At 69.8% G+C, this 19547-nt stretch carries 20 protein-coding genes; 16 read left to right on the top strand and 4 right to left on the bottom strand.

What is annotated here, in order from left to right; all coding sequences use genetic code 11:
• Positions 1–81 precede the first annotated feature (81 nt).
• Positions 82–888 (top strand): TrmB family transcriptional regulator, encoded by an 807-nt coding sequence (locus GRS48_RS07845; RefSeq protein ID WP_159485259.1) that lies wholly within the window; start codon positions 82–84, stop codon positions 886–888.
• A 25-nt stretch (positions 889–913) separates the two neighbouring features.
• On the opposite strand, the gene GRS48_RS07840 is transcribed toward GRS48_RS07845, so the two are convergent.
• Together GRS48_RS07840 and mptA are read right to left on the bottom strand one after the other, a co-directional pair.
• Positions 914–2137, bottom strand: a complete 1224-nt coding sequence (locus GRS48_RS07840) for a CBS domain-containing protein (protein ID WP_159485257.1) — start codon at positions 2135–2137, stop codon at positions 914–916.
• 182 nt (positions 2138–2319) lie between these two features.
• Positions 2320–3246, bottom strand: coding sequence for a GTP cyclohydrolase MptA (mptA, locus tag GRS48_RS07835; RefSeq protein WP_159485255.1), 927 nt, complete (start codon positions 3244–3246; stop codon positions 2320–2322).
• 250 nt (positions 3247–3496) lie between these two features.
• On the opposite strand from mptA, the gene GRS48_RS07830 reads away from it, so the two are divergent.
• The 6 genes from GRS48_RS07830 (at position 3497) to GRS48_RS07805 (ending at position 7694) form a co-directional block, all read left to right on the top strand.
• Positions 3497–3790 carry a 50S ribosomal protein L21e gene (locus tag GRS48_RS07830; RefSeq protein ID WP_159485253.1) on the top strand — a complete coding sequence of 98 codons (294 nt, stop codon included), beginning with the start codon at positions 3497–3499 and terminating at the stop codon, positions 3788–3790.
• 1 nt (position 3791) lies between these two features.
• Positions 3792–4148, top strand: a complete 357-nt coding sequence (locus GRS48_RS07825) for an RNA polymerase Rpb4 family protein (protein WP_159485251.1) — start codon at positions 3792–3794, stop codon at positions 4146–4148.
• A gap of 114 nt (positions 4149–4262) precedes the next feature.
• Entirely contained in the window at positions 4263–4898 is a 636-nt protein-coding gene (locus GRS48_RS07820) for a DUF655 domain-containing protein (RefSeq protein WP_159485249.1), read from the top strand.
• Between the two features lie 90 nt (positions 4899–4988).
• Positions 4989–5915, top strand: coding sequence for a 16S ribosomal RNA methyltransferase A (locus GRS48_RS07815; protein ID WP_159485247.1), 927 nt, complete (start codon positions 4989–4991; stop codon positions 5913–5915).
• Between the two features lies 1 nt (position 5916).
• Positions 5917–7122: a mechanosensitive ion channel family protein gene (locus tag GRS48_RS07810; protein WP_159485245.1), complete on the top strand. Its 1206-nt coding sequence runs from the start codon at positions 5917–5919 to the stop codon at positions 7120–7122.
• Entirely contained in the window at positions 7119–7694 is a 576-nt protein-coding gene (locus GRS48_RS07805) for a HemK2/MTQ2 family protein methyltransferase (RefSeq protein ID WP_321168350.1), read from the top strand. The genes GRS48_RS07810 and GRS48_RS07805 overlap by 4 nt, the downstream gene beginning before the upstream one ends.
• A 78-nt stretch (positions 7695–7772) precedes the next feature.
• Here the strand turns inward: GRS48_RS07805 and GRS48_RS07800 are convergent, their stop codons facing one another.
• Positions 7773–8687 (bottom strand): ABC transporter substrate-binding protein, encoded by a 915-nt coding sequence (locus GRS48_RS07800; RefSeq protein ID WP_159485243.1) that lies wholly within the window; start codon positions 8685–8687, stop codon positions 7773–7775.
• Positions 8688–8879: 192 nt separating this feature from the next.
• Here GRS48_RS07800 and GRS48_RS07795 point away from each other — a divergent pair, with 192 nt between their 5' ends.
• From GRS48_RS07795 to GRS48_RS07760, 8 genes are all read left to right on the top strand, one after another.
• Positions 8880–9881: a 5-methyltetrahydropteroyltriglutamate--homocysteine methyltransferase gene (locus GRS48_RS07795; RefSeq protein ID WP_159485241.1), complete on the top strand. Its 1002-nt coding sequence runs from the start codon at positions 8880–8882 to the stop codon at positions 9879–9881.
• Positions 9881–10954 carry a methionine synthase gene (locus GRS48_RS07790; protein WP_159485239.1) on the top strand — a complete coding sequence of 358 codons (1074 nt, stop codon included), beginning with the start codon at positions 9881–9883 and terminating at the stop codon, positions 10952–10954. The genes GRS48_RS07795 and GRS48_RS07790 overlap by 1 nt, the downstream gene beginning before the upstream one ends.
• Before the next feature lie 292 nt (positions 10955–11246).
• Positions 11247–11492, top strand: a complete 246-nt coding sequence (locus GRS48_RS07785) for an Hsp20/alpha crystallin family protein (protein WP_159485237.1) — start codon at positions 11247–11249, stop codon at positions 11490–11492.
• Positions 11489–13768: a CDC48 family AAA ATPase gene (locus GRS48_RS07780; RefSeq protein ID WP_159485235.1), complete on the top strand. Its 2280-nt coding sequence runs from the start codon at positions 11489–11491 to the stop codon at positions 13766–13768. Before GRS48_RS07785 ends, GRS48_RS07780 begins: the two co-directional genes overlap by 4 nt.
• A 162-nt stretch (positions 13769–13930) precedes the next feature.
• Entirely contained in the window at positions 13931–15094 is a 1164-nt protein-coding gene (priS, locus tag GRS48_RS07775) for a DNA primase small subunit PriS (RefSeq protein WP_159485233.1), read from the top strand.
• Between the two features lie 7 nt (positions 15095–15101).
• Positions 15102–16268, top strand: a complete 1167-nt coding sequence (locus GRS48_RS07770; protein ID WP_159485231.1) for a hypothetical protein — start codon at positions 15102–15104, stop codon at positions 16266–16268.
• Positions 16269–16354: 86 nt separating this feature from the next.
• A complete protein-coding gene (locus GRS48_RS07765) occupies positions 16355–16984 on the top strand; it encodes a LysE family translocator (RefSeq protein ID WP_159485229.1) in 630 nt (209 codons plus the stop codon).
• A gap of 74 nt (positions 16985–17058) precedes the next feature.
• Complete coding sequence (locus GRS48_RS07760) at positions 17059–18138, top strand: aminopeptidase (RefSeq protein ID WP_159485227.1); 1080 nt, start codon at positions 17059–17061, stop codon at positions 18136–18138.
• 25 nt (positions 18139–18163) lie between these two features.
• On the opposite strand, the gene GRS48_RS07755 is transcribed toward GRS48_RS07760, so the two are convergent.
• A complete protein-coding gene (locus tag GRS48_RS07755) occupies positions 18164–18508 on the bottom strand; it encodes a DUF5802 family protein (RefSeq protein WP_159485589.1) in 345 nt (114 codons plus the stop codon).
• 213 nt (positions 18509–18721) lie between these two features.
• Here GRS48_RS07755 and GRS48_RS07750 point away from each other — a divergent pair, with 213 nt between their 5' ends.
• Positions 18722–19516, top strand: a complete 795-nt coding sequence (locus GRS48_RS07750; protein ID WP_159485225.1) for a trans-aconitate 2-methyltransferase — start codon at positions 18722–18724, stop codon at positions 19514–19516.
• The last annotated feature ends 31 nt before the right edge of the window (positions 19517–19547 follow it).

Below are 19547 nucleotides of genomic sequence, written 5' to 3'. Positions count from 1 at the left end.
GACCCGGAGGGAAACGATCGGACACGTTCCGAACGTGTAAACCGTCGGTGCGTTTATACTGTCGCCGGTCGACCGAGTAGTATGGCATCGCTTCGCGACCTCGGCCTCTCGGAGTACGAGGCCCGCGCGTACCGCGCGCTGTTACGGACGGGACCGACGACCGCGAAGGACCTCTCACGGGCGAGCGAGGTCCCGATGGGACGGATATACGACGTTCTCAACAGTTTGGAGCAGCACAGCCTCGTCCGGAGCCAGGCGGCGAGTCGACCGAAGAAGTACGTCGCCGTCGAGCCCGACGCCGCCTTGGACCGACTCCTCGAGGAGAAGAAACGGGAGCTCGAGACCCGTGCGGAGCAGTACGAGGAGGTCGTCGACGACCTCTCGGTCGAGCTGGAGGCGGGCGAGCCGGTCGACGGGGGGTTCTGGACCGCCGCCGTCGGGGCCGAGGAGACGACCGACCTGCTGTTGGAGCGGATCGCCGCCGCGGACCGGCGGATGGTCGTCGTCGCCGGCGCGCCGGCGACCGGGTTCGACCTCGGAACGGTAGGCGATCGGGTGACTGCGGAGCTGGAGGCCGCGCTCGACCGCGGGGTCGAGATCCGGGTGTTGCTCTCGCCGGAGGCCGTCGACGAGCTTCCCCGGAGCGTCGGCCGCCGCTACTCCGCCGCGCTCGCCGACAGGGACGGGTTCGAGGTCAGGACCACGGCCGACGTCCAGGGGACGTTCAACGTCTTCGACGGGGTCGAGGTGTGCATCGAGGTCCCACACCCGCTGTCGGCGGACGAGCCGTTCGCGGTGATCGACCTGAAGGACGCGGAGTTCGCCGCGAAGGTGAAAGACCGGTTCGAGCCGCGGTGGGCGGAGGCGGAGCCGCTGACGTTCGGGTAGTCAGCGGTGTACGGACGGCCGGCGGTCAGCCGTCGCCTTCGAGTATCCATCCGAACCGCTTCTCCCAGAACTCCTCGCTCGGCGGCTTCTTGCTCCGCCCGTACGTCTTCTTGTCCCGGATTCGGCGTTCGAGCACGTCCCGCGCCTCGTTGAGCGCGTGGGAGGCCCCGTACCCCTCGCCCGAAGCGAGGTAGAGTCCCCGGTCCGTGTGGAGCCGGATCCGGGCGAGCAGCAGCGGCGTGCCGCGGTGCGTCTCGTCGTGTTCGTGGAGGTGGACCTTCGCGTCGAGGACGGACATCCCGTGGTCCCTGTCGTCGAACTTCTCGATCATCGCCACGATCTCGTCGTACTGCACGTCGTCGAGGAGGTCGGTCCCGTACACCTGAACGGCTCGGTTCCCGTCCGCCTCCCACGTGAGCGCGTCGAGGACGTCCGTCTTCGTGACGATCCCGATCGTCTCGTCGTTCTCCGTGACGACCAGCGAGGAGCCGCCGGCCTCGAACAGCTCGTTCACGGCGTCCTGGAGCGTTCGGTCCGGGGAGATCGTTCGCGCGGGCGAGGTCATGACGTCGCGGACGGGGAGGTCGAGGATCCGGTCCATCTCGCCTTCGCGGGCACCGAAGCCCCCGCGACGCGTCCGCCCGCCGCTGACCGCCGAGGAGCCCTCTTTCGTGGAGCCGTCGCCCGCGTCGCCGCCCTGGCTCCGTTCGACGTCCCGGACGGTGATCCCCGTCACGTCGTAGAGGCTCAACACGCCGACCGCGGCGCCGTCCTCGACGACTGGGAGATGCGTGATCCGGTACTCCCGGAAGGCGTTGAGCGCTTCGCCGACGCTCGTGCGCGGGCCGACGGTGACGAGGTCAGTCGAACACGCGTCCTCGACGGTGGCCGCGTCGAGGAACGGCTTCACCGCGTCGAGCACGTCGTCGGCGGTCACCACCCCGATCAGCTCCCCGCCCTCGACGACGGGGAGGATCTGGGACCCCCCGTCGATCATGAGTCGGGCGACCTTCCGGACGTCCTCGTCGGGGGCGAGCCGAGGGACGTTCCACACCACGGAGCCGAGCTTCTCGTTCGGCTGGTGGTGCGAGCTCGCGATCCGTCGTCTCGTCACGACGCCCTCGAACTCGTCGCCGTACACGACGACGCCGACGACCTCCGGGTCGTCGAACGTTCCGGTGAGCTTCGAGACCGGGGCGTCGGGAGGGAGCTGCACGTACTCCGTCGAAACGATGTCTGTGATGTCCATGATCGTGGTCGTGGTCTGCGGTTGGTCGACCCGTTCGGTCCGCCTATCGATGTCGCACCGCCCACGTTCGAAAGGATGTGAGTCGATAACAAGTAGCCATCGGCGGTTCTCGACGGGCGAAAAAGATCGGTGCCTGCGCGTCGAGCTCGTCGTGCGAGGGCGTTTACCCGCCGTGAGGCTGCCTACGCGTCGAGCTCGTCGCGGAGGTCACCCAGCGTGACCTCCCGCTCCGCGTGGGCGTTGTGTTGGTGGATCGATTCGTCGTTCGACTGTTTCATGTGGACGACGGCGTCGTCCGGGAGCCCGTCGAACTCCTCGACCGTCCCCTCCGCGAGCGCCCGGACGCAGTCCTCGACGAACTTCGCGTCGGCGTGGGCGTGGTACGTCATGTAGTCCTCGTCGGGGCGCTTCGCCATGTTGTAGATCCGCGCGCTCATCGAGTCGCGGGCGATGTCGATCACGTCGCGGAGGTCGACGTCGGGGTGGCCGTCCGTGGTGATCGTCAGCGTCGCGTGACCGCGCTGGGAGTGACCCGGCTGCGGGACGGCGTCGAGGAACGCCTCCGTCGTCTCCTCGTCGACGCCGAGCGCGTGGAGCTCGTCGCGGGCGCGGGACTCGCTCATCCCCTGCGAGCAGGGACAGACGGTCATCCCCGTGACCTCCGCGCCGATCTCCTCGCGGGTCCCCTCCTCGGTCGCGGTGGCGCTGGCGATGATCGTCGACGTGCTCTGTGTCTCGAGTCCGGACGCCGGCGTGTTCTCGCGGGTGACGAGCTCTGCGGTCATCGACACCTCGGCGGTCGTCGTGTAGTCGTGTTTCGCGAGGAGCCGCTCGGCGGCGTCGCCACAGACGTCCTCGACGCGGTACGCCTCCTCGCGCGTGATGTCCTCCAGTATCTCGTCGATCGTCGCGAGGTTCCGCGACATGTCGATCCCCTTGCGGCCGCCGGGGAGGTCGACGAACACCTCGAACTCGGCCATGAGGACGATCGGGCGCGCGTCCTCCCGGGCGAGCTTGACGAGCTTCTCCACGCCGGTGACGCCGACCTGTGAGAGCCCGACGGCGACGTCGGGGGCGGACGCCTGTACGTCAGGCAGCTGATGACTCATTACGTGTTTATCAAGGGAGGCGACCGATTAGTGCTTTCGAAAGGGGTGGTCGGATCGCCCCCGGGTCGACGTCGTCGAAGCGTTTCGTCGCCGGACCGAGCGGGTCGACGTGTCACGGGGCGAATCGGCAGGCGTCACGAAGCGAACCGCCAGGCGTCACGAAGCGAACCGGCAGTATGGTACGCGTCCGCGTCCTGCGCCCCGTAACGCACCATTTATAACTGCGGCAACGGAAGGGGGTCACACGACTATGCCGAGTTCCAATGGGCCCCAGAAGGCGACCCGCGACAAGCTGTCCAACAAGCCGCGTGACCGCGGTACCTCGCCGCCGCAGCGCGCGATCCAGGAGTTCGACGAGGGGACGCAGGTCCACCTCAAGATCGACCCGAGCGTGCAGGAAGGGCGGTTCCACCCGCGATTCGACGGCCGCACCGGAACCGTGATCGGGAAGCAGGGAGCCGCGTTCAAGGTGGAGATCGTCGACGGCCGCAAGGCGAAGACGCTCATCGTTCGGGCCGCCCACATGCGCGCACAGCAGAACTGAGATGACCATATTCAAAGAGAAGCTCGACGAGGAATACGTCACCACCTCCGAGGCGAAGCAGATCCTCGTCGAGATCGAGGACGCGCGTGCGGCCGACGACGAGCGCGAACTGCGCTACGAGTTGGCGCGCGCCATCGAGCACGTCAACCGGTTCGCCCACCTCGACGCCGAGGAATCGCGCGAGCTGGTCGAGGAGCTCGCCGAGCTGGAGCCCATCGACGTGCCGACGGCGATCAAGATCGCCGACCTGCTCCCGGAGGACCGGACCGAGCTGCGGTCCGTCTTCGCCCAGGAGCGCTACTCGCTCGACGGCGACGAGCTCGACGAGGTCCTCGACATCGTCGCGAAGTACGCCTGACGGCGGCGCTCGAACGCGAACGGCGCGTGACCGCGGCCACGACGGCGTTCCCTCGGCGAACGTCGTCGCCCCCGCGGCAGCGATTTTTTAAGTCCCCGGAGCCGTAATAAGGGTATGAGTGACTCCGACACGGACGCGCCCGGAGACGACCCTGTCGGCGACGACTCCGTCGGCGACGACGCCACCGACGAGGCCGACGGGGGCCCCACGTCCCAGGCGGTGCTGCTCGACGTGCTCCCGACCGGGCGGCCGGACGACGGTCGGCCGGGGTACCAGAAGTCGCCGATCGCGTACGGGCTCGGCGTCGACGACTTCCGGCTGTACGAGGTGATGCTCGCGGCGGACGCCGACGTCTCCGTGAGCGATCGGATCCCCCTCGACGACGACCGGTACGCGACGCGCTATCGCGAGATCGACGCCGACGACCTCACGCGCAACGCGGCGGCGGAGATCGAGTACGCGGTCGCCGACGTGGTCGAGTCCGACGAGCGACGCTTCGTCGACTTCTTCAACGAGGCGGGCCCGATCACCCTCCGGCTCCACCAGCTCAACCTCCTGCCCGGGATCGGCAAGAAGCTCCGGAACAAGGTCATCGACGAGCGCAAACGGGGCCCCTTCGAGAGCTTCACCGAGCTGACCGACCGCGTCTCGGGGCTCCACCGACCCCGCGAGGTCGTCATCGAACGCATCGTCGAGGAGGTCCGCGAGGACGACCTGAAGTACCGGACGTTCGTCGGCCGGAACGAGTGACGACGGGGCGCTGACACGGGACGCCGGTCGGCATCGCGGCGGGAGTCACGAAACGAGACTTTTACCCGGAATCGCCGTCTACCGCCGCCAATGACTGACCCATCGACGGGGGAACCCGCGGGGTACGGGGCTCGCGACCCCGACGCGCTCGCGCGTCGGGCGGGGACCCGCGCGGACCCCGACCACGACCAGCACTTCCTCGTCGACGACCGCGTCCTCGACCGGATCCCGACGTACCTCCCGGCGGACGCCGACCGGAGCCACCTCCTCGAGATCGGCGGCGGGGCGGGAGCGCTCACCGACCGACTGCTCGCGGCCGTCGACGCCGGCGGACCGGAGCCACGCGGCCGGGTGACCGTCGTCGAACGCGACCGGGCGTTCGCGGCGTTCCTCCGCGAGGAGTTCGCGGACGCCGTCGACGCGGGGTCGCTCGACGTCGTCGAGGGCGACGCGCTGACGGTCGCCCTCCCGGAGTTCACGGCCTGTGTCGCCAACCTCCCGTACGGCGTCTCCTCGGAGATCGCCTTCCGGCTGCTCCCCGAGCGGAAGCCGCTGGTGTTGATGTTCCAAAAGGAGTTCGCCGAGCGGATGGTCGCCGCCGCGGGCGAGCCCGAGTACGGCCGGCTCTCCGTCTCCGCGGGCCATTACGCCGACGTGGAGCTCGTCGAGAGCGTCCCGAAGGAGGCGTTCGACCCCCAGCCGGCCGTCGAGAGCGCGATCGTCCGGTGTACCCCTCGCGACCCGGAGTACACCGTGGGCGACGAGGCGTTCTTCCTCCGGTTCGTGAAGGCGCTTTTCACCCAGCGCCGCAAGACGGTTCGGAACGCGATCCGGAACACGGCACACATCTCCGGGTTGGCGGAGCCCGAGGCGGTCGTCGACGCCGCCGAGGAGGACCTGCTTCGCCGCCGACCGGGTACCCTCGACCCGAGCGCGTTCGCCGCGCTGGCGGAGCTGGCCCGGGAGCACGGGTCGCCGCCGGACACGGCGGGCGACGGCCCGTCCACGGAGGGGTGAGATGTCCGGAGCCGGATCGCGGACGCTCGCGGACGGGCTCGTCTCCATCGAGCGGTTCGCGGGCGGGGACCTCGAACGGATCGGTCTCACGATCGCGATCCTCGCGGCGGTCGTCGCCGTTCGGCTCGCGATCGGCTGGCTGAAGCGGCGCGAGGGGGAACGCACCTCGAAACAGCGGCTCCTGCTCTCCTCGGCCGTGGCGGCGGCGACCGCAGCCGGCGTCCTGGGCGTGCTCGCGGTGTGGGGGCTCGGGAGCGCGCTCCTGAACGCGTTGGAGAACGCGGCCATCGCCGACCACCTGTCGAACATCGTGCTCGCCGTCGTGCTCTTGGCGAGCGCCTACGCGCTGACGGACTTCCTCGGCGGCGTGGTCCGCGAGCTCGCGACCGAGAGCACCGCGGTCTCGGAACACCAGGAGGAGATGCTCCGGCGCACGATCCAGATCACGGTCTACACCCTGGTCGTGCTCGTGACGATCGGGCTGTTCACCGACAACGTCGGCAGCCTCCTCGTCGGGGCCGGGTTCTTGGGGATCGTCGTCGGGATGGCGGCGAGACAGACGCTCGGTGCGGCGCTTGCGGGGTTCGTCCTGATGTTCTCGCGCCCCTTCGAGGTGGGCGACTGGGTCGAGGTCGGCGACCACGAGGGGACCGTCACCGACATCTCGATCATCAACACGCGGATGCGGTCGTTCGACGGCGAGGTCGTCACGATCCCGAACGACGAGGTGCGCTCGCGGCCCGTGATCGACCGCTCCCGCCGCAACCGGCTCCGCATCGAGATCGAGGTGGGGGTGGACTACGACGCCAACGTCAACCGGGCGGCGGCGGTGCTCCGGGAGGCGATCGTCGACATCGACGGGATCGCTCGGATGCCCGAGCCCGACGTGGTCACGAAGCGGTTCGCGGACTCCGCAGTCGTCCTCGGGGTCCGGTACTGGATCACGGACCCGAGCATGCGGAAGCGCTGGCGCACGCAGACCGCCGCGATGAGCGCGATCAAGTCCGGGTTAGAACACGAGGGGATCACCATCCCGTTCCCACAGCAGACGCTGTCCGCACGACAGGGGGAGTTCGGGGTGCAACTCGACTCGGCGGTCGGTCGGGACGTCGCCCGCGGTGACGGATCGATCGGGGGCACAGGAGCGGACGGAGCCGGGGGCGGCTCACCCGGCCGCAGTCAGGGGTCGGGAGGTGACGGGCGGTGACCGACCTCGCCGAGCGTCGCGGGCTCGACCTCGACGTCTATCAGCCGGCGGAGGACTCCGGCCTGCTCGCGGCGGCGGCGGTCGAGGGCGCACACGGGCGAGTGTTGGAGGTCGGCACCGGCTCCGGCTGGGTCGCCGAACGGATCCGCGAGGAGTGCGGGCTCCGCGTCGTCGGCAGCGACCGCAACCCGAACGCCGCGCGGCAGGCCGGCGAGCGTGGCGTCGAGGCGGTCGTCGGGGACTTGCTCGACCCGTTCGTCGCCGACGCGTTCGACACGGTCTGTTTCAACCCGCCGTACCTGCCGACGGACCCCGACAACGAGTGGGACGACTGGATGGAGCAGGCGCTGTCGGGCGGCGAGACCGGCCGCGAACTCATCGACCCGTTCCTCGCGGACGTCGACCGGGTGCTCGCGCCCGACGGCGTCGTCTTCCTGCTCGTGAGCTCGTTGACCGGGTACGAGGAGGTGCTGGCGCTGATCGAGGCGGCCGGCTTCGACCACGCCGTCGCCGTCGAGGAGTCGTTCCCCTTCGAGACGCTCACCGTCCTGCGGCTGACTCGTGCGGGATAGCGCGGTCGGCGGGGTAGTGGAAGCCGACGGAGTGGGAGGTCAGCGGGGTAGTGGAAGCCGACGAGGAAGGAGCGACGGTCAGTCGGTCGGCGTCGCGACCCGCCGGACACGGTCCCGGTCGGTCGCGACCCCGAACCGATCCGGGCGTATCACGGCCGCGAGCGCCTCCAGCGTGTCGACGACGCGGTGGCTGTGGCGGTTCAGGTACGCCGCCCCGTCCATCGCGTACACGCGGTCGTCGCGCGCGGCCGCCAGCTCGCCGAACCACTCCCGACCGGCCAGGTCCGCGGCCGCTCGCTCGGCGGCGTCGACGTCGTAGCCGCAGGGGGCGACGACGACGACCTCGGGGTCGAACGCCAGCAGGTCGCTCGGATCGACCCGTCCGGACCGCTCGCCGGGATCGGCGAGGCCGACCTCCCCGCCGGCGAGGGCGATCAGCTCCGGCACCCACAGCCCGCCGTGTCGGAGCGGGTCGGTCCAGTCGAACACGGCGACCCGCGGACGACTCCCCTCCGAACCCGTCGCCGTCGAGACGGACCGGTCGACGGCGTCGATGCGGTCCTCGAGCTCCGCTCGGAGGTCGTCCGCCGCGGCGGGGCGACCGATCGCCGCGCCGATCCGGTCGACGTTCGCGAGCACGTCGCCGAGGTCGTCGGCGTGCACGTCGAGCACCGTGGCGTCGAGGCCGAGCCGCTCGACGGCGTCGTGTGCGAGGCCCGCGTCGAGCGCGCAGACGGCACAGACGCCCTGCGTGAGCACGACGTCCGGGTCGGCGTCCGCGAGGACGGTCCCGTCGAGGTAGTAGACGTCGTCGTGGGCGACGATCCGGTCGACCGTCGCCGGGGGCGAGTCGAGGTCCCGAACGAGTCCGGTGAGCGTCGGCCGGTCCTCGACGGCCGGCGGGTGGTCACACTGGTGTGAGACGGCGGCGGGGGTGCCCCCGAGCGCGGCGACGACCTCCGTGGCCGAGGGGAACAGCGAAACGACGGTCATGGACGCGGGTTTCGCGCCGAGGCGGTTAACGGTTCGTCCGTCGTCGCGTGACCGCGCGGCGGCCGTCGAGGACCGGCGCGGCCCGTCACCCATCGCCCACCACTCCCGGACCCGTTCATGACCGTGGTGAATAACCAGTATGCATCAAACTGGTTCGCAAATATTATACAGCGGCATATCGAAGGGTCGGTGATGACTGAACGAGTCGCGACCACACCGGGGCTGTATCCGCTCCCGGACTGGGCGAAAGAGACGCTCTCGGACCTGAAGGGTCACCAGAAGGGCGATCTGTTGAGCGGGGACGAAGGGGCGGAGATCGAGTCGGTGTACGACGAGGTCCGCGCGGAGTACGTCGACGACCAGCTCGAGGCCGGCGTCGACCGCGTCGTCGAGGGGCAGGCGCGCTGGGACGACATGATCGCGCACCCGCTGACGGTCCACGACGCGGTGGAGACCGGCGGGATCGTGCGCTACTACGACAACAACAACTTCTACCGCGACCCGCGCGTGACCGGCGAGCTCACGCCCTCCGGCGACGTCGCGGCCGAGCTGACGGCCGCCGCGGACGTGTTGGCCCGCGACGCGCCGCTGCAGGCGACGCTGCCGGGTCCGTACTCGCTTGCGGACCTCGCGAGCGACGAACACTACGGCGACGAGGCGGCGTTCCAGGCCGCCGTCGCCGACTTCCTCGCCGGCGAGGTCGACTCGTTCCCCGACCACGAGACGCTGTTCCTGCTCGAGCCGTCGCTGGTCGAGAACCCGCCCGCGGCGGGCGAGGAGGAGCGCGCCACCGACGCGATCCGAACGGTCGCGGCGGCGACCGACGCCGACGTCGTGGTCCACACGTACTGGGGCGCGCTCGGGGAGAAGCTGTACGCCCACCTCGTCGACGAGGCGGGCGCTGACGCGCTCGGGCTCGACCTCGTCGCGGACGACCGCGACGACACCGTCTACAACGTCCAGGAGTACGGCGCGACCGACTCGCTGGCGCTCGGCGTCGTCGACGGGCAGAACACGCTCGTCGAGGGCGCGGAGACGACCGCCGACCGCGTCGAGTGGTTCGAGTCGCAGGTCCCCGCACAGTCGTTCGACACGACGTACCTGACGTCGAACACGGAGCCGTTCTACCTGCCGGAGAACAAGTACAAGGAGAAACTCGCCGCGCTCGCCGCGGCGGTGGAGGTGCTCGAATAATGGTCCGAACCCCCGACGCCAACCGCGAACAGTTCCGCCCGAACGACCACCCGAACGACGCGTTCCTGCTCACGACCGTCGTCGGCTCGTACCCGAAGCCGAAGTGGCTCAACCGGGCGGACGAGCTCGTCGAAGACGACGAGTCGAAGTTCGACGCGGGCGACCTCACGGAGGCGCACGACGACGCCTGTCGACTCATCACCCACGAACACGATCGCGCCGGCCTCGACACCGTCGTCGACGGCGAGATGCGCCGCAACGAGATGGTCGAGTTCTTCGCCGAGCGCATCCCCGGCTACGAGTTCAACGGCCCCGTGAAGGTGTGGGGTCACAACTACTTCGACAAGCCCTCCGTCGTCGAGGAGGTCTCCTACGACGAGCCGTGGCTCGTCGACGAGTTCGAGTTCACGTCGAACGTCGCCGAGCGCCCGGTCAAGGTCCCGATCACGGGGCCGTACACGCTCGGGTTCTGGGCGTTCAACGAGGCGTACCCCTCGACGGAGGAGCTCGTGTACGACCTGGCGGACCTCGTGAACGAGGAGGTCGAGAAGCTCGTCGAGGCGGGCGCACGCTACATCCAGATCGACGAACCCGCGTTGGCGACGACCCCCGAGGACCACGCCATCGTCGGCGAGGCGCTCGAACGCATCGTGAGCGGGATCTCCGAGGACGTCCGCATCGGGCTCCACGTCTGTTACGGCGACTACTCGCGGATCTACCCCGAGATCAACGACTACCCGATCGACGAGTTCGACGTCGAGCTGTGTAACGGCGACTACGAGCAGATCCCGACGTTCCAGGACCCCGAGTTCGAGCCGGACCTCGCGCTCGGCGTCGTCGACGCCCACACCGCCGAGGTCGAGCCCGTCGAGGAGATCAAACGGAACATCCTCCAGGGGCTTCGGGTCGTTCCGCCGGAGAAGCTCACGATCTCGCCCGACTGCGGACTGAAACTGCTCCCGCGCGAGATCGCGTACGGGAAGACGGAAGCGATGGTGACCGCGGCCCGCGAGGTCGAAGCCGAGATCGACGCCGGCGAGATCGACCTCGACGACCCGCTCGCGAACTACTGACCGGGGTCGCTCCCCACGCCACCGGTAACGGGCTCCCCACGCCACCGGTAACGGGCTCCCCACGCCACCGGTAACGGGCACCTCACACCGCTCATCGCTCCCTCCTCCCGCCATTTATAAGTCCCTCGCGCTGCAGGCGACGCGCTCTCTAACCGCCGGATACGACGGCCATCGCCACACCGAGCCGGGGTGTGAACCGCAACACAACTAAATACAGTAAACCCGGTTTCGTCCCCCGATCCACTGGCGACAGATTTATATAGTTCCACACCTAACTTGTAGTTAGCATACTATGAATCTCACCCAATCCGCCGGCGGGGACGTGTTGCTTCGCCGCTACGATTACGAGGACCGGTGGGTCGTCGCCGCCGACGTCGGCGTCGACGACGACGCGCTGAGCGTCGACACGGTCGGCGACACCGCGATCGTCGTGGTCGAGGCGAACGGCGACTCCACGGAGTCGGAGTTCGAGCTCCCCGGGACGGCCGACAGCGTTTCGGTGACCAACGGCGTGTTCACCATCGAGGGCGATCGATGAAACTCACCGTTAAACCCTTAAAACAGAAGGACGCCGGGCGTCGCCTCGCCGCCATCGAGCGGCTCGCCGCCGAGGAGCTCGAGCTGTCCGGCGGGGACTTCATCCGCGTCGAGGGCTCCGAGGGAGCCGCGATCGCGCGTGTGTGGCCCGGCTACCCGGAGGACGACGGTACGGGCGTGGTCCGGATCGACGGGAGGCTTCGCCAGGAGGCGAGCGTCGGGATCGACGACCGCGTCACGGTCGAACCCGTCGACGTCGAGCCCGCGGAACGGATCGCCATCGCGCTGCCACAGCGGCTCGGGATCCGCGGCAACATCGACGCGCTGATCCGCCGCGAGCTGGGCGGCCAGCCGGTAACGGAGGGACAGAACGTCCAGCTACCGCTCGGTTTCGGCTTCATGGGCGGTCAGTCGCAGGCGGTCCCGCTGAAGGTCGCGTCGACGTCCCCGTCGGGGACGGTCGTCGTCACCGATTCGACGGAGATCGAGATCTCCGAGAAGCCCGCCGAGGAGATCATGGACGCCCCCGCCGGACAGGCGGGTGCGGCCCCCGGCGACGGCTCCCCGGACGTCGCGTACGAGGACATCGGTGGGCTCGACGACGAGCTCGAACAGGTCAGGGAGATGATCGAGCTGCCGATGCGCCACCCCGAGCTGTTCAAGCGGCTGGGGATCGACCCACCGAAGGGCGTCCTCCTGCACGGGCCGCCGGGGACCGGGAAGACGCTGATCGCGAAGGCCGTCGCCAACGAGATCGACGCGAGCTTCCACACGATCTCCGGGCCGGAGATCATGTCGAAGTACTACGGGGAAAGCGAGGAGCAGCTCCGTGACGTGTTCGAGGAGGCCACCGAGGAGGCCCCCGCGATCGTGTTCATGGACGAGCTCGACTCGATCGCGCCCAAACGCGAGGAGGCCGGTGGCGACGTGGAACGCCGCGTCGTGGCCCAGCTGCTCTCGCTGATGGACGGGCTCGAGGAGCGCGGCGAGGTCGTCGTCATCGGCGCGACCAACCGCGTCGACGCCATCGACCCCGCGCTCCGGCGCGGCGGCCGGTTCGACCGCGAGATCGAGGTCGGCGTCCCCGACCGCGACGGCCGCAAGGAGATCCTGCAGGTCCACACGCGGAACATGCCGCTGACCGACGGCGTCGACCTCGACGAGTACGCCGAGAACACCCACGGCTTCGTCGGGGCCGACCTCGAGTCGCTGGCGAAGGAGTCCGCGATGCACGCGCTCCGGCGCATCCGCCCGCAGCTCGACCTCGAGAGCGACGAGATCGACGCGGACGTGCTCAACTCCATCCAGGTCACCGAGGGCGACTTCAAGGAGGCGATCAAGGGGATCAAACCCTCCGCCCTGCGGGAGGTGTTCGTCGAGATCCCCGACGTCACGTGGAGCGACGTCGGCGGCTTGGAGGACACCAAAGAACGGCTCCGCGAGACGATCCAGTGGCCGCTCGAGTACCCCGAGGTGTTCGAGGAGCTCGACATGCAGGCCGCGAAGGGCGTCCTGATGTACGGCCCGCCGGGAACGGGCAAGACCCTGCTCGCGAAGGCCGTCGCCAACGAGAGCGACTCGAACTTCATCTCGATCAAGGGGCCCGAGCTGCTCAACAAGTTCGTGGGCGAATCCGAGAAGGGCGTCCGCGAGGTGTTCAGCAAGGCCCGCGAGAACGCGCCGACGATCGTGTTCTTCGACGAGATCGACTCGATCGCGACCGAACGCGGGAAGAACTCCGGCGACTCCGGCGTCGGCGAACGCGTCGTCTCCCAGCTGCTGACGGAGCTCGACGGGCTCGAATCGCTGGAGGACGTCGTCGTCATCGCGACGACGAACCGCCCGGACCTGATCGACTCGGCGCTGCTCCGCCCGGGACGGCTGGACCGGCACGTCCACGTCCCCGTCCCTGACGAGGACGCGCGCCGGAAGATCCTCGAGGTCCACACCCGCGAGAAGCCGCTGGCCGACGACGTCGACCTCGACGCGATCGCCCGGCGGACGGACGGCTACGTCGGCGCGGACCTCGAGGCGGTCGCCCGCGAGGCGTCGATGAGCGCCTCCCGGGAGTTCATCGCCAGCGTCCCGCGCGAGGAGGTCGGCGAGTCGATCGGCAACGTCCGCGTGACGATGGCTCACTTCGAGGAGGCCTTATCGGAGGTCGCCCCGAGCGTCACCTCGGAGACGCGCGAGCGCTACGAGGAGATCGAACAGCGGTTCAAGCGGGCCGAGGTCGAGGACGAGCCCGAACCCGGGGCCGGCGGCGCGTTCCAGTAGACCGTCGTCCAGTAGCCCCTGTCGGTTCCTTTTCTGACCCGTCTCGGCCGGTTTCGGAGCCCCGCCGTCATCGTTCGAACGCTTCCGTCGCCTCCGGTCTCACGCCGCTCGGCGGCCGCGAACGACACGCCTTTACCGCGACCGCGGATACTTGTGGGAACGATGGACGATCGGACCCGTGAGTACCTCTCGGGACGCTTCGGCGACTACTACCGGAGCGTCTCGCTGTCGCCGCCCCCGGACGCCCACCTGCGCGAGTGGGGCCACATCCCGTGGACGCCCGGGTCGGGGACGACGATGGTCCGACACCAGTCGCTGTACGACCTCGGCGACGTCGACGCCTTCTTCGCGGACAACGCGCCGCGACACGCCTACTTCTCGGCCGCGCGCTACGACGACCCGGGCGCGTCCACCATGTCGAAGAAAGGGTGGCGCTCGGCGGACCTCGTCTTCGACCTCGACGCCGACCACCTCCCCGGCGTCGACCCGGCGACCACGACGTACGCGGAGATGCTGTCGGCCTGTAAGGACGCGCTGGACCGGCTGCTCGACTTCCTGGAGGACGACTTCGCGTTCGAGGACCTCACTGTCGTCTTCTCCGGCGGGCGCGGCTACCACGTCCACGTCCGTGACGAGTCGGTGCGGGAGCTCGACGGCGAGGCGCGCCGGGAGATCGTGGACTACGTCCGTGCGATCGATCTCGACACGGGGAACCTGATCCACACGGTGACCGAGCGCGGCACCAACAAGCGGGTCCTCCGCACGGAAGGCGGGTGGGGCGCGCGCGTCCACGAGGCGCTCGTTGACTACGCCGACGACCTCCGCGAGGACGACGAGGAGACGGCCCGAGAGCGCCTGATGGAGCTCGACGGCATCGGCGAGGGGCGCGCGGGGACCATCCTCGGCGCGTTCGAGCGCAACCCGGCGGCCGTCCGCGAGGGCAACGTCGAGGCCGGCGGACCCGGGGTCCGGCGACTGGTCTCGGCGCTCGCCGCCCGCGTGGCCGCGACCGATACGGCACCGATCGACGAGCCGGTGACGACCGACACGCGCCGGCTCATCCGGTTCCCGGGGACGCTCCACGGGGGGTCCGGGCTGGTCGTGACCCCGATCGAACGCGATGACCTCGACGGCTTCGATCCCCTCGTGGACGCGGTGCCCGAGCGGTTCGTCGGCCGGGAGATCGCTATCGAGACCGAGGTGGATCGGACGGTAGAATTAAACGGTCGGCGCGTCTCAGTGGAACCCGGTAGAAACACCGTTCCCGAGTTCGCGGGCGTCTTCCTGATGGCCCGCGGCGAGGCGCGAAAGGCCCCCGAACGATGACCGACACATGAACCTCGACGAACTCCGATCGGTCCAATCGAAGGAGCGACGGAAGGACAGCCTTCAGCATCTGCGCGACGCCTTCTACGACGACGTGGCGGCGTACATCGCGGACCTCCGTGCCGCCCGGGACCACCGCGCCGAGCGCGTCGAGAGCCCCTTCTCCGACGACGACGTCCGGCGGATGTCCGACGAGATCGAGACGGCCGAGGAGGTCGCCAAGGCGCTGTACGAGCGACGCGTCGGCAAGGTCGTCAAGCTCGCCTCCTTCGCCGCGGCCGAGATCTCGGTCGAGACGGAGGGGATGACGACCCAGGAACGGTCGCTGTTCGACGACCTCGTCGAACGGATCGGCGAGAACAAATCGATGGTCCTGGACGCGCTCGCCGGCGAGGAGCCGTCGGCGGCGATGGACGCCGAGCCGGTCCCGTCGACCGACTCGGCCCCGTCGACCGACCCGGCGGCGGCCACGGATCCCGCCCTTCAGGAGGAACCCGAGACACCGGACGCCGGCACCTCCGGGGCCGGGACCCACGGCGCCCCTCCCCGCTCTGACGGTTCCGTCGAAGGCGACGAGCCCGCGGAGCCGGCGGACGCCGACGCAACCGGCGCCGACCCGACCGGGGGCGACGCGGGTGGGGCGCTCGCGGACGCGATGGGCGGATCGGCGGCGGACGGATCGGCGGCGGACGGATCGGCGGGAGGAAGCGGGGACACGTCGTCCGGGTCGCCCGGCGACGCCCCGCCGGACGCTCCACGGGACGCGCTGCCCGAGACGGACCCGGTTGCGGGGGCCTCGAGTAACGCGTCGGCGGGCGCCCCGACGCCGGTGGACCCCGAGCCGGCCCCACCCGGGGCCGTCGGTGGCGACGATCGGGGGCCGGCCAAGCCGGCCGAGGCAGACGGCTCGGAGCGTTCGGACGGCTCGGAGCGTTCGGACGGCTCGGACGGGGCCGGGAACGCGAGCAGCGACCGTGACGGCTCCAGCGAACCCGCCGGTTCCGCGGGCTCCGACGGCTCCGACCGGACGACGGTCCGGATCACCCGGGACGTCGGGGCGATACTCGGCGTCGACGAGCGCGAGTACGACCTCGCGAGCGAGGACGTCGTCACCCTGCCGTCGGCGAACGCCGAGCCGCTCGTCCAGCGTGAGGCCGCCGAGCGGCTGGAATGATCGGCGGACCGGAAACGGCGGTCGGAGCGGTCGGCGCGGTCGGCGCTGTCGGCAGTTCTCACGCGGTATCGACGGTATCGGGAGCCATGCCGGTCGCGGCCGCGGTGTTCCCGGAGCCGTCCACGTACGCCCTCTTCGTGCTCGCGGCCGCGGCGCTCATCGTCACGCCGGGTCCCGACACGCTGTTCGTGCTTTCACGGGGGCTCGAGGGGCGTTCGCTCGGGCTGCGAGCCGCCTGTGGCGTCACCGCTGGGATCCTGTTTCACACCGCGCTGGTCGTCGTCGGGGTCGCGGCGCTCTACCGGAGCGTGCCCGGGGCCGAACGGATCGTCGGCGTCCTCGGCGGCGCGTACCTCTGCTATCTGGGGATCGACACGTTGCGCTCGGCCGGCGAGACGGAGCCGGCCGGGACCGGAGGGGTCCGTGAGGGGTTCCTCGTCAACGCGCTCAACCCGCAGGTCGCGCTGTTCTTCCTCGCGTTCCTCCCCGGGTTCGCCGCGGGCGAGGAAGGGGGATCGGTGGCGGCCCTCGGCGTCACGTACGCGGCGCTGACGGCGGTCTACCTCGGCGGCGTCGCCCTCGCCGCCGACGGGACGGCACGGCTCCTCCGCTCCGAGCGTACCCGCGTGTGGCTCGACCGGGTCGCGGGAGCCGTGCTGGTCGGGCTCGGCGTCTGGCTGATCCCCTTCCCGTCGGTCGGTGCGATCGCGGTCTGATCGATCGGACGTCCCGTCGCCCGGTCGGCTCCGCTTCCAAAAGGGGTAATCCGTCGGAACGCGAGGGTGGGCGTATGGACGCCCGCATCAGGGAACACGCCGAGACGATCGCGGACCACTCCACCGGCATCGAGGCCGGCGACGACGTCGTCATCCAGGTGCCCAAGGAAGCCGAGGACCTCGCGGTCGCGCTCCACGAGATCTGTGGCGACCGCGGCGCGAACCCGGTGTACATCAACTACTCGAAGCGCGCGGACCGCGCGTTCAAGCGGGCCGCGGACGGCTTCGAGGAGCCGAGCCACCGACGCGCGCTGTACGAGGAGACCGACGTGTTCGTCATCGCCCGCGGCGGGCCGAACGTCACGGAGGACGCCGACGTCGATCCGGCGACGAACGCCGCGTACAACCGTGCAATGGAGGATATCAAACGGGAGCGGCTCTCGAAGACCTGGTGTCTCACGCAGTACCCGACGGCGGGACACGCCCAGTTGGCCGGGATGAGCACGGAGGCGTACGAGAACTTCGTGTGGGACGCCGTCTCGCTCGACTGGGACGCCCAGCGCGAGTTCCAGGCGGGGATGGTCGAGGTCCTCAACGACGCCGACGAACTGCGGATCCGCTCGGGCGAGGAGACCGACGTGACGATGCGTCTCGCGGGCAACGAGGCGCTCAACGACTACGGCGAGAAGAACCTCCCCGGCGGCGAGGTGTTCACCGCACCGGTCCGCGACGGCGTCGACGGCGAGGTGTACTTCGACCTCCCGCTGTACCGCTACGGTCGCGAGATCGAGGGCGTCCGCCTCCGGTTCGAGGACGGAAAGGTCGTCTCCCACAGCGCCGAACGCAACGAGGATCTGCTGACGGGCATCCTCGACACCGACGAGGGGTCACGGTACCTCGGCGAGCTCGGGATCGGGATGAACCGGCAGATCGACCGGTTCACGTACAACATGCTGTTCGACGAGAAGATGGGCGACACCGTCCACATGGCGGTCGGCTCGGCGTACCCCGAGACGGTCGGCGAGGACAACGAACGCAACGAGTCGGCCGAACACGTCGACATGATCGTCGACATGAGCGAGGACTCCGTCATCGAGGTCGACGGCGAGGTCGTCCAGCGGAACGGGACGTTCGTCTTCGAGGACGACTTTTAAACGCGGAGGCGGTCGTCCCGAGCGGTCAGGCGTTCGCGAACGGCTCCCAACCCTCCCAGCGAAGGAGGGTCTCCGCGCGGTCGGCGTCGGCGAGGAGGACGTGTCGCGTCCCCGGCAGCCCGTCGTCCGCGAGCTCCCGCGGGATCGCGAGCGTCCCGCTGGGGACCCCGTCGTCGCCTCCGACCGGGATGTGGCCCCCGCCGACTTTCATCACGATCGGCGCGTCGAGCCGCTCGACTCCCGTGCCGTCCGCGTACAGCTGCTCGTTGACGTGCTCGTGGTCCGCTCGTTGAATGACGGCGCGCCCGCCGTCGTGCGGTTCCACGTACAGTTCCCCCAGGTAGTAGCCGCTCGAGAAGCGTTCGAACATACTATGCATGCTACTCTCTGTCATGGTTGGGTATAAGCGTTGCCAGGAAGGTTTATATCGACGTGCAATCGGTCGGTACGCGGCGCCGACCGGTGGCGTCGTCGATCAGCGGCGTGGTGTCGTCGACCGGTGGCATGGCGTCGTCGACCGGTGGCGCGGCGGCGACGGAACCGCGGCCCCATCCCTTAAGTCGACCCCGGCCGCAGGAAGGCCATGTCACAGCCGCCCACGGACGGGACGAACCGCTGGGACGCCGAAGCGTACGACGACGGCCTCTCGTTCGTCTACGAGTACGGCACCGACGTGCTCGACCTGTTGGCCCCCGAGCCGGGCGAGCGCGTTCTCGACGTCGGCTGCGGCACCGGCCACCTGACGCGGGCGATCGCGGACGCCGGCGCGGAGGCGGTGGGGGTGGACGCCTCGGAAGCGATGGTCGAGGCGGCCCGTCGCGAGCACCCCGGGCTCCGGTTCGTCCACGCCGACGCCCGGGACCTCGCCGCCGCGGACGACGCGGCGCTCGCGGGGGCGTTCGACGCCGTCTTCTCGAACGCGGCGCTCCACTGGATCACCGAGCAGGACCGCGCGATCGCCTCGGTGGCGGACGTCATTCGCCCCGGCGGGCGGTTCGTCGCCGAGCTCGGCGGCGCGGACAACGTCGCCGCGATCGTCGACGCGACGCTCGCCGCGCTCGCGGACCGGGGCTACGACGGCGAGAACCCGTGGTACTTCCCGACGGTCGGGACGCAGGCGACCACGCTCGAGCGCCACGGCTTCGAGGTGCGATACGCGACGCTGTTCGACCGACCGACCGAGTTGGACGGGGGCGCCGACGGACTGGCGAACTGGCTGCACGCCTTCGGCGACGGGCTCCTCGCGCCGGCACCCGCGGACGAGCGCGACGCGATCGTCGCCGACGTCGAGGACGCGCTGCGGGCGGACCGGTTCCGCGACGGGACCTGGGTGGCGGACTACCGACGGCTCCGGTTCGTCGCCGTTTACACGGGGTGACGTCGTCTCGACCGGACACGCCGACGACGGC

The sequence above is a fragment of the Halorubrum sp. JWXQ-INN 858 genome (assembly GCF_009806985.1).
In the GTDB taxonomy this organism is placed as follows: domain Archaea; phylum Halobacteriota; class Halobacteria; order Halobacteriales; family Haloferacaceae; genus Halorubrum.
Note: the sequence above shows the minus strand (reverse complement) of the source record. Positions and strands in the feature narration are given on the sequence as shown.

Coding starts and splice junctions, on each gene's coding strand:
- GRS48_RS07755 (WP_159485589.1), bottom strand. CDS start 18,508: ATGTTCGAACGCTTCTCGAGCGGCTACTACCTGGGGGAACTGTACGTG.
- GRS48_RS07785 (WP_159485237.1), top strand. CDS start 11,247: ATGAATCTCACCCAATCCGCCGGCGGGGACGTGTTGCTTCGCCGCTAC.
- GRS48_RS07750 (WP_159485225.1), top strand. CDS start 18,722: ATGTCACAGCCGCCCACGGACGGGACGAACCGCTGGGACGCCGAAGCG.
- GRS48_RS07830 (WP_159485253.1), top strand. CDS start 3,497: ATGCCGAGTTCCAATGGGCCCCAGAAGGCGACCCGCGACAAGCTGTCC.
- GRS48_RS07810 (WP_159485245.1), top strand. CDS start 5,917: ATGTCCGGAGCCGGATCGCGGACGCTCGCGGACGGGCTCGTCTCCATC.
- GRS48_RS07765 (WP_159485229.1), top strand. CDS start 16,355: ATGCCGGTCGCGGCCGCGGTGTTCCCGGAGCCGTCCACGTACGCCCTC.
- GRS48_RS07780 (WP_159485235.1), top strand. CDS start 11,489: ATGAAACTCACCGTTAAACCCTTAAAACAGAAGGACGCCGGGCGTCGC.
- GRS48_RS07820 (WP_159485249.1), top strand. CDS start 4,263: ATGAGTGACTCCGACACGGACGCGCCCGGAGACGACCCTGTCGGCGAC.
- GRS48_RS07760 (WP_159485227.1), top strand. CDS start 17,059: ATGGACGCCCGCATCAGGGAACACGCCGAGACGATCGCGGACCACTCC.
- mptA (WP_159485255.1), bottom strand. CDS start 3,246: ATGAGTCATCAGCTGCCTGACGTACAGGCGTCCGCCCCCGACGTCGCC.
- GRS48_RS07825 (WP_159485251.1), top strand. CDS start 3,792: ATGACCATATTCAAAGAGAAGCTCGACGAGGAATACGTCACCACCTCC.
- GRS48_RS07770 (WP_159485231.1), top strand. CDS start 15,102: ATGAACCTCGACGAACTCCGATCGGTCCAATCGAAGGAGCGACGGAAG.
- GRS48_RS07840 (WP_159485257.1), bottom strand. CDS start 2,137: ATGGACATCACAGACATCGTTTCGACGGAGTACGTGCAGCTCCCTCCC.
- GRS48_RS07790 (WP_159485239.1), top strand. CDS start 9,881: ATGGTCCGAACCCCCGACGCCAACCGCGAACAGTTCCGCCCGAACGAC.
- GRS48_RS07845 (WP_159485259.1), top strand. CDS start 82: ATGGCATCGCTTCGCGACCTCGGCCTCTCGGAGTACGAGGCCCGCGCG.
- priS (WP_159485233.1), top strand. CDS start 13,931: ATGGACGATCGGACCCGTGAGTACCTCTCGGGACGCTTCGGCGACTAC.
- GRS48_RS07800 (WP_159485243.1), bottom strand. CDS start 8,687: ATGACCGTCGTTTCGCTGTTCCCCTCGGCCACGGAGGTCGTCGCCGCG.
- GRS48_RS07815 (WP_159485247.1), top strand. CDS start 4,989: ATGACTGACCCATCGACGGGGGAACCCGCGGGGTACGGGGCTCGCGAC.
- GRS48_RS07795 (WP_159485241.1), top strand. CDS start 8,880: ATGACTGAACGAGTCGCGACCACACCGGGGCTGTATCCGCTCCCGGAC.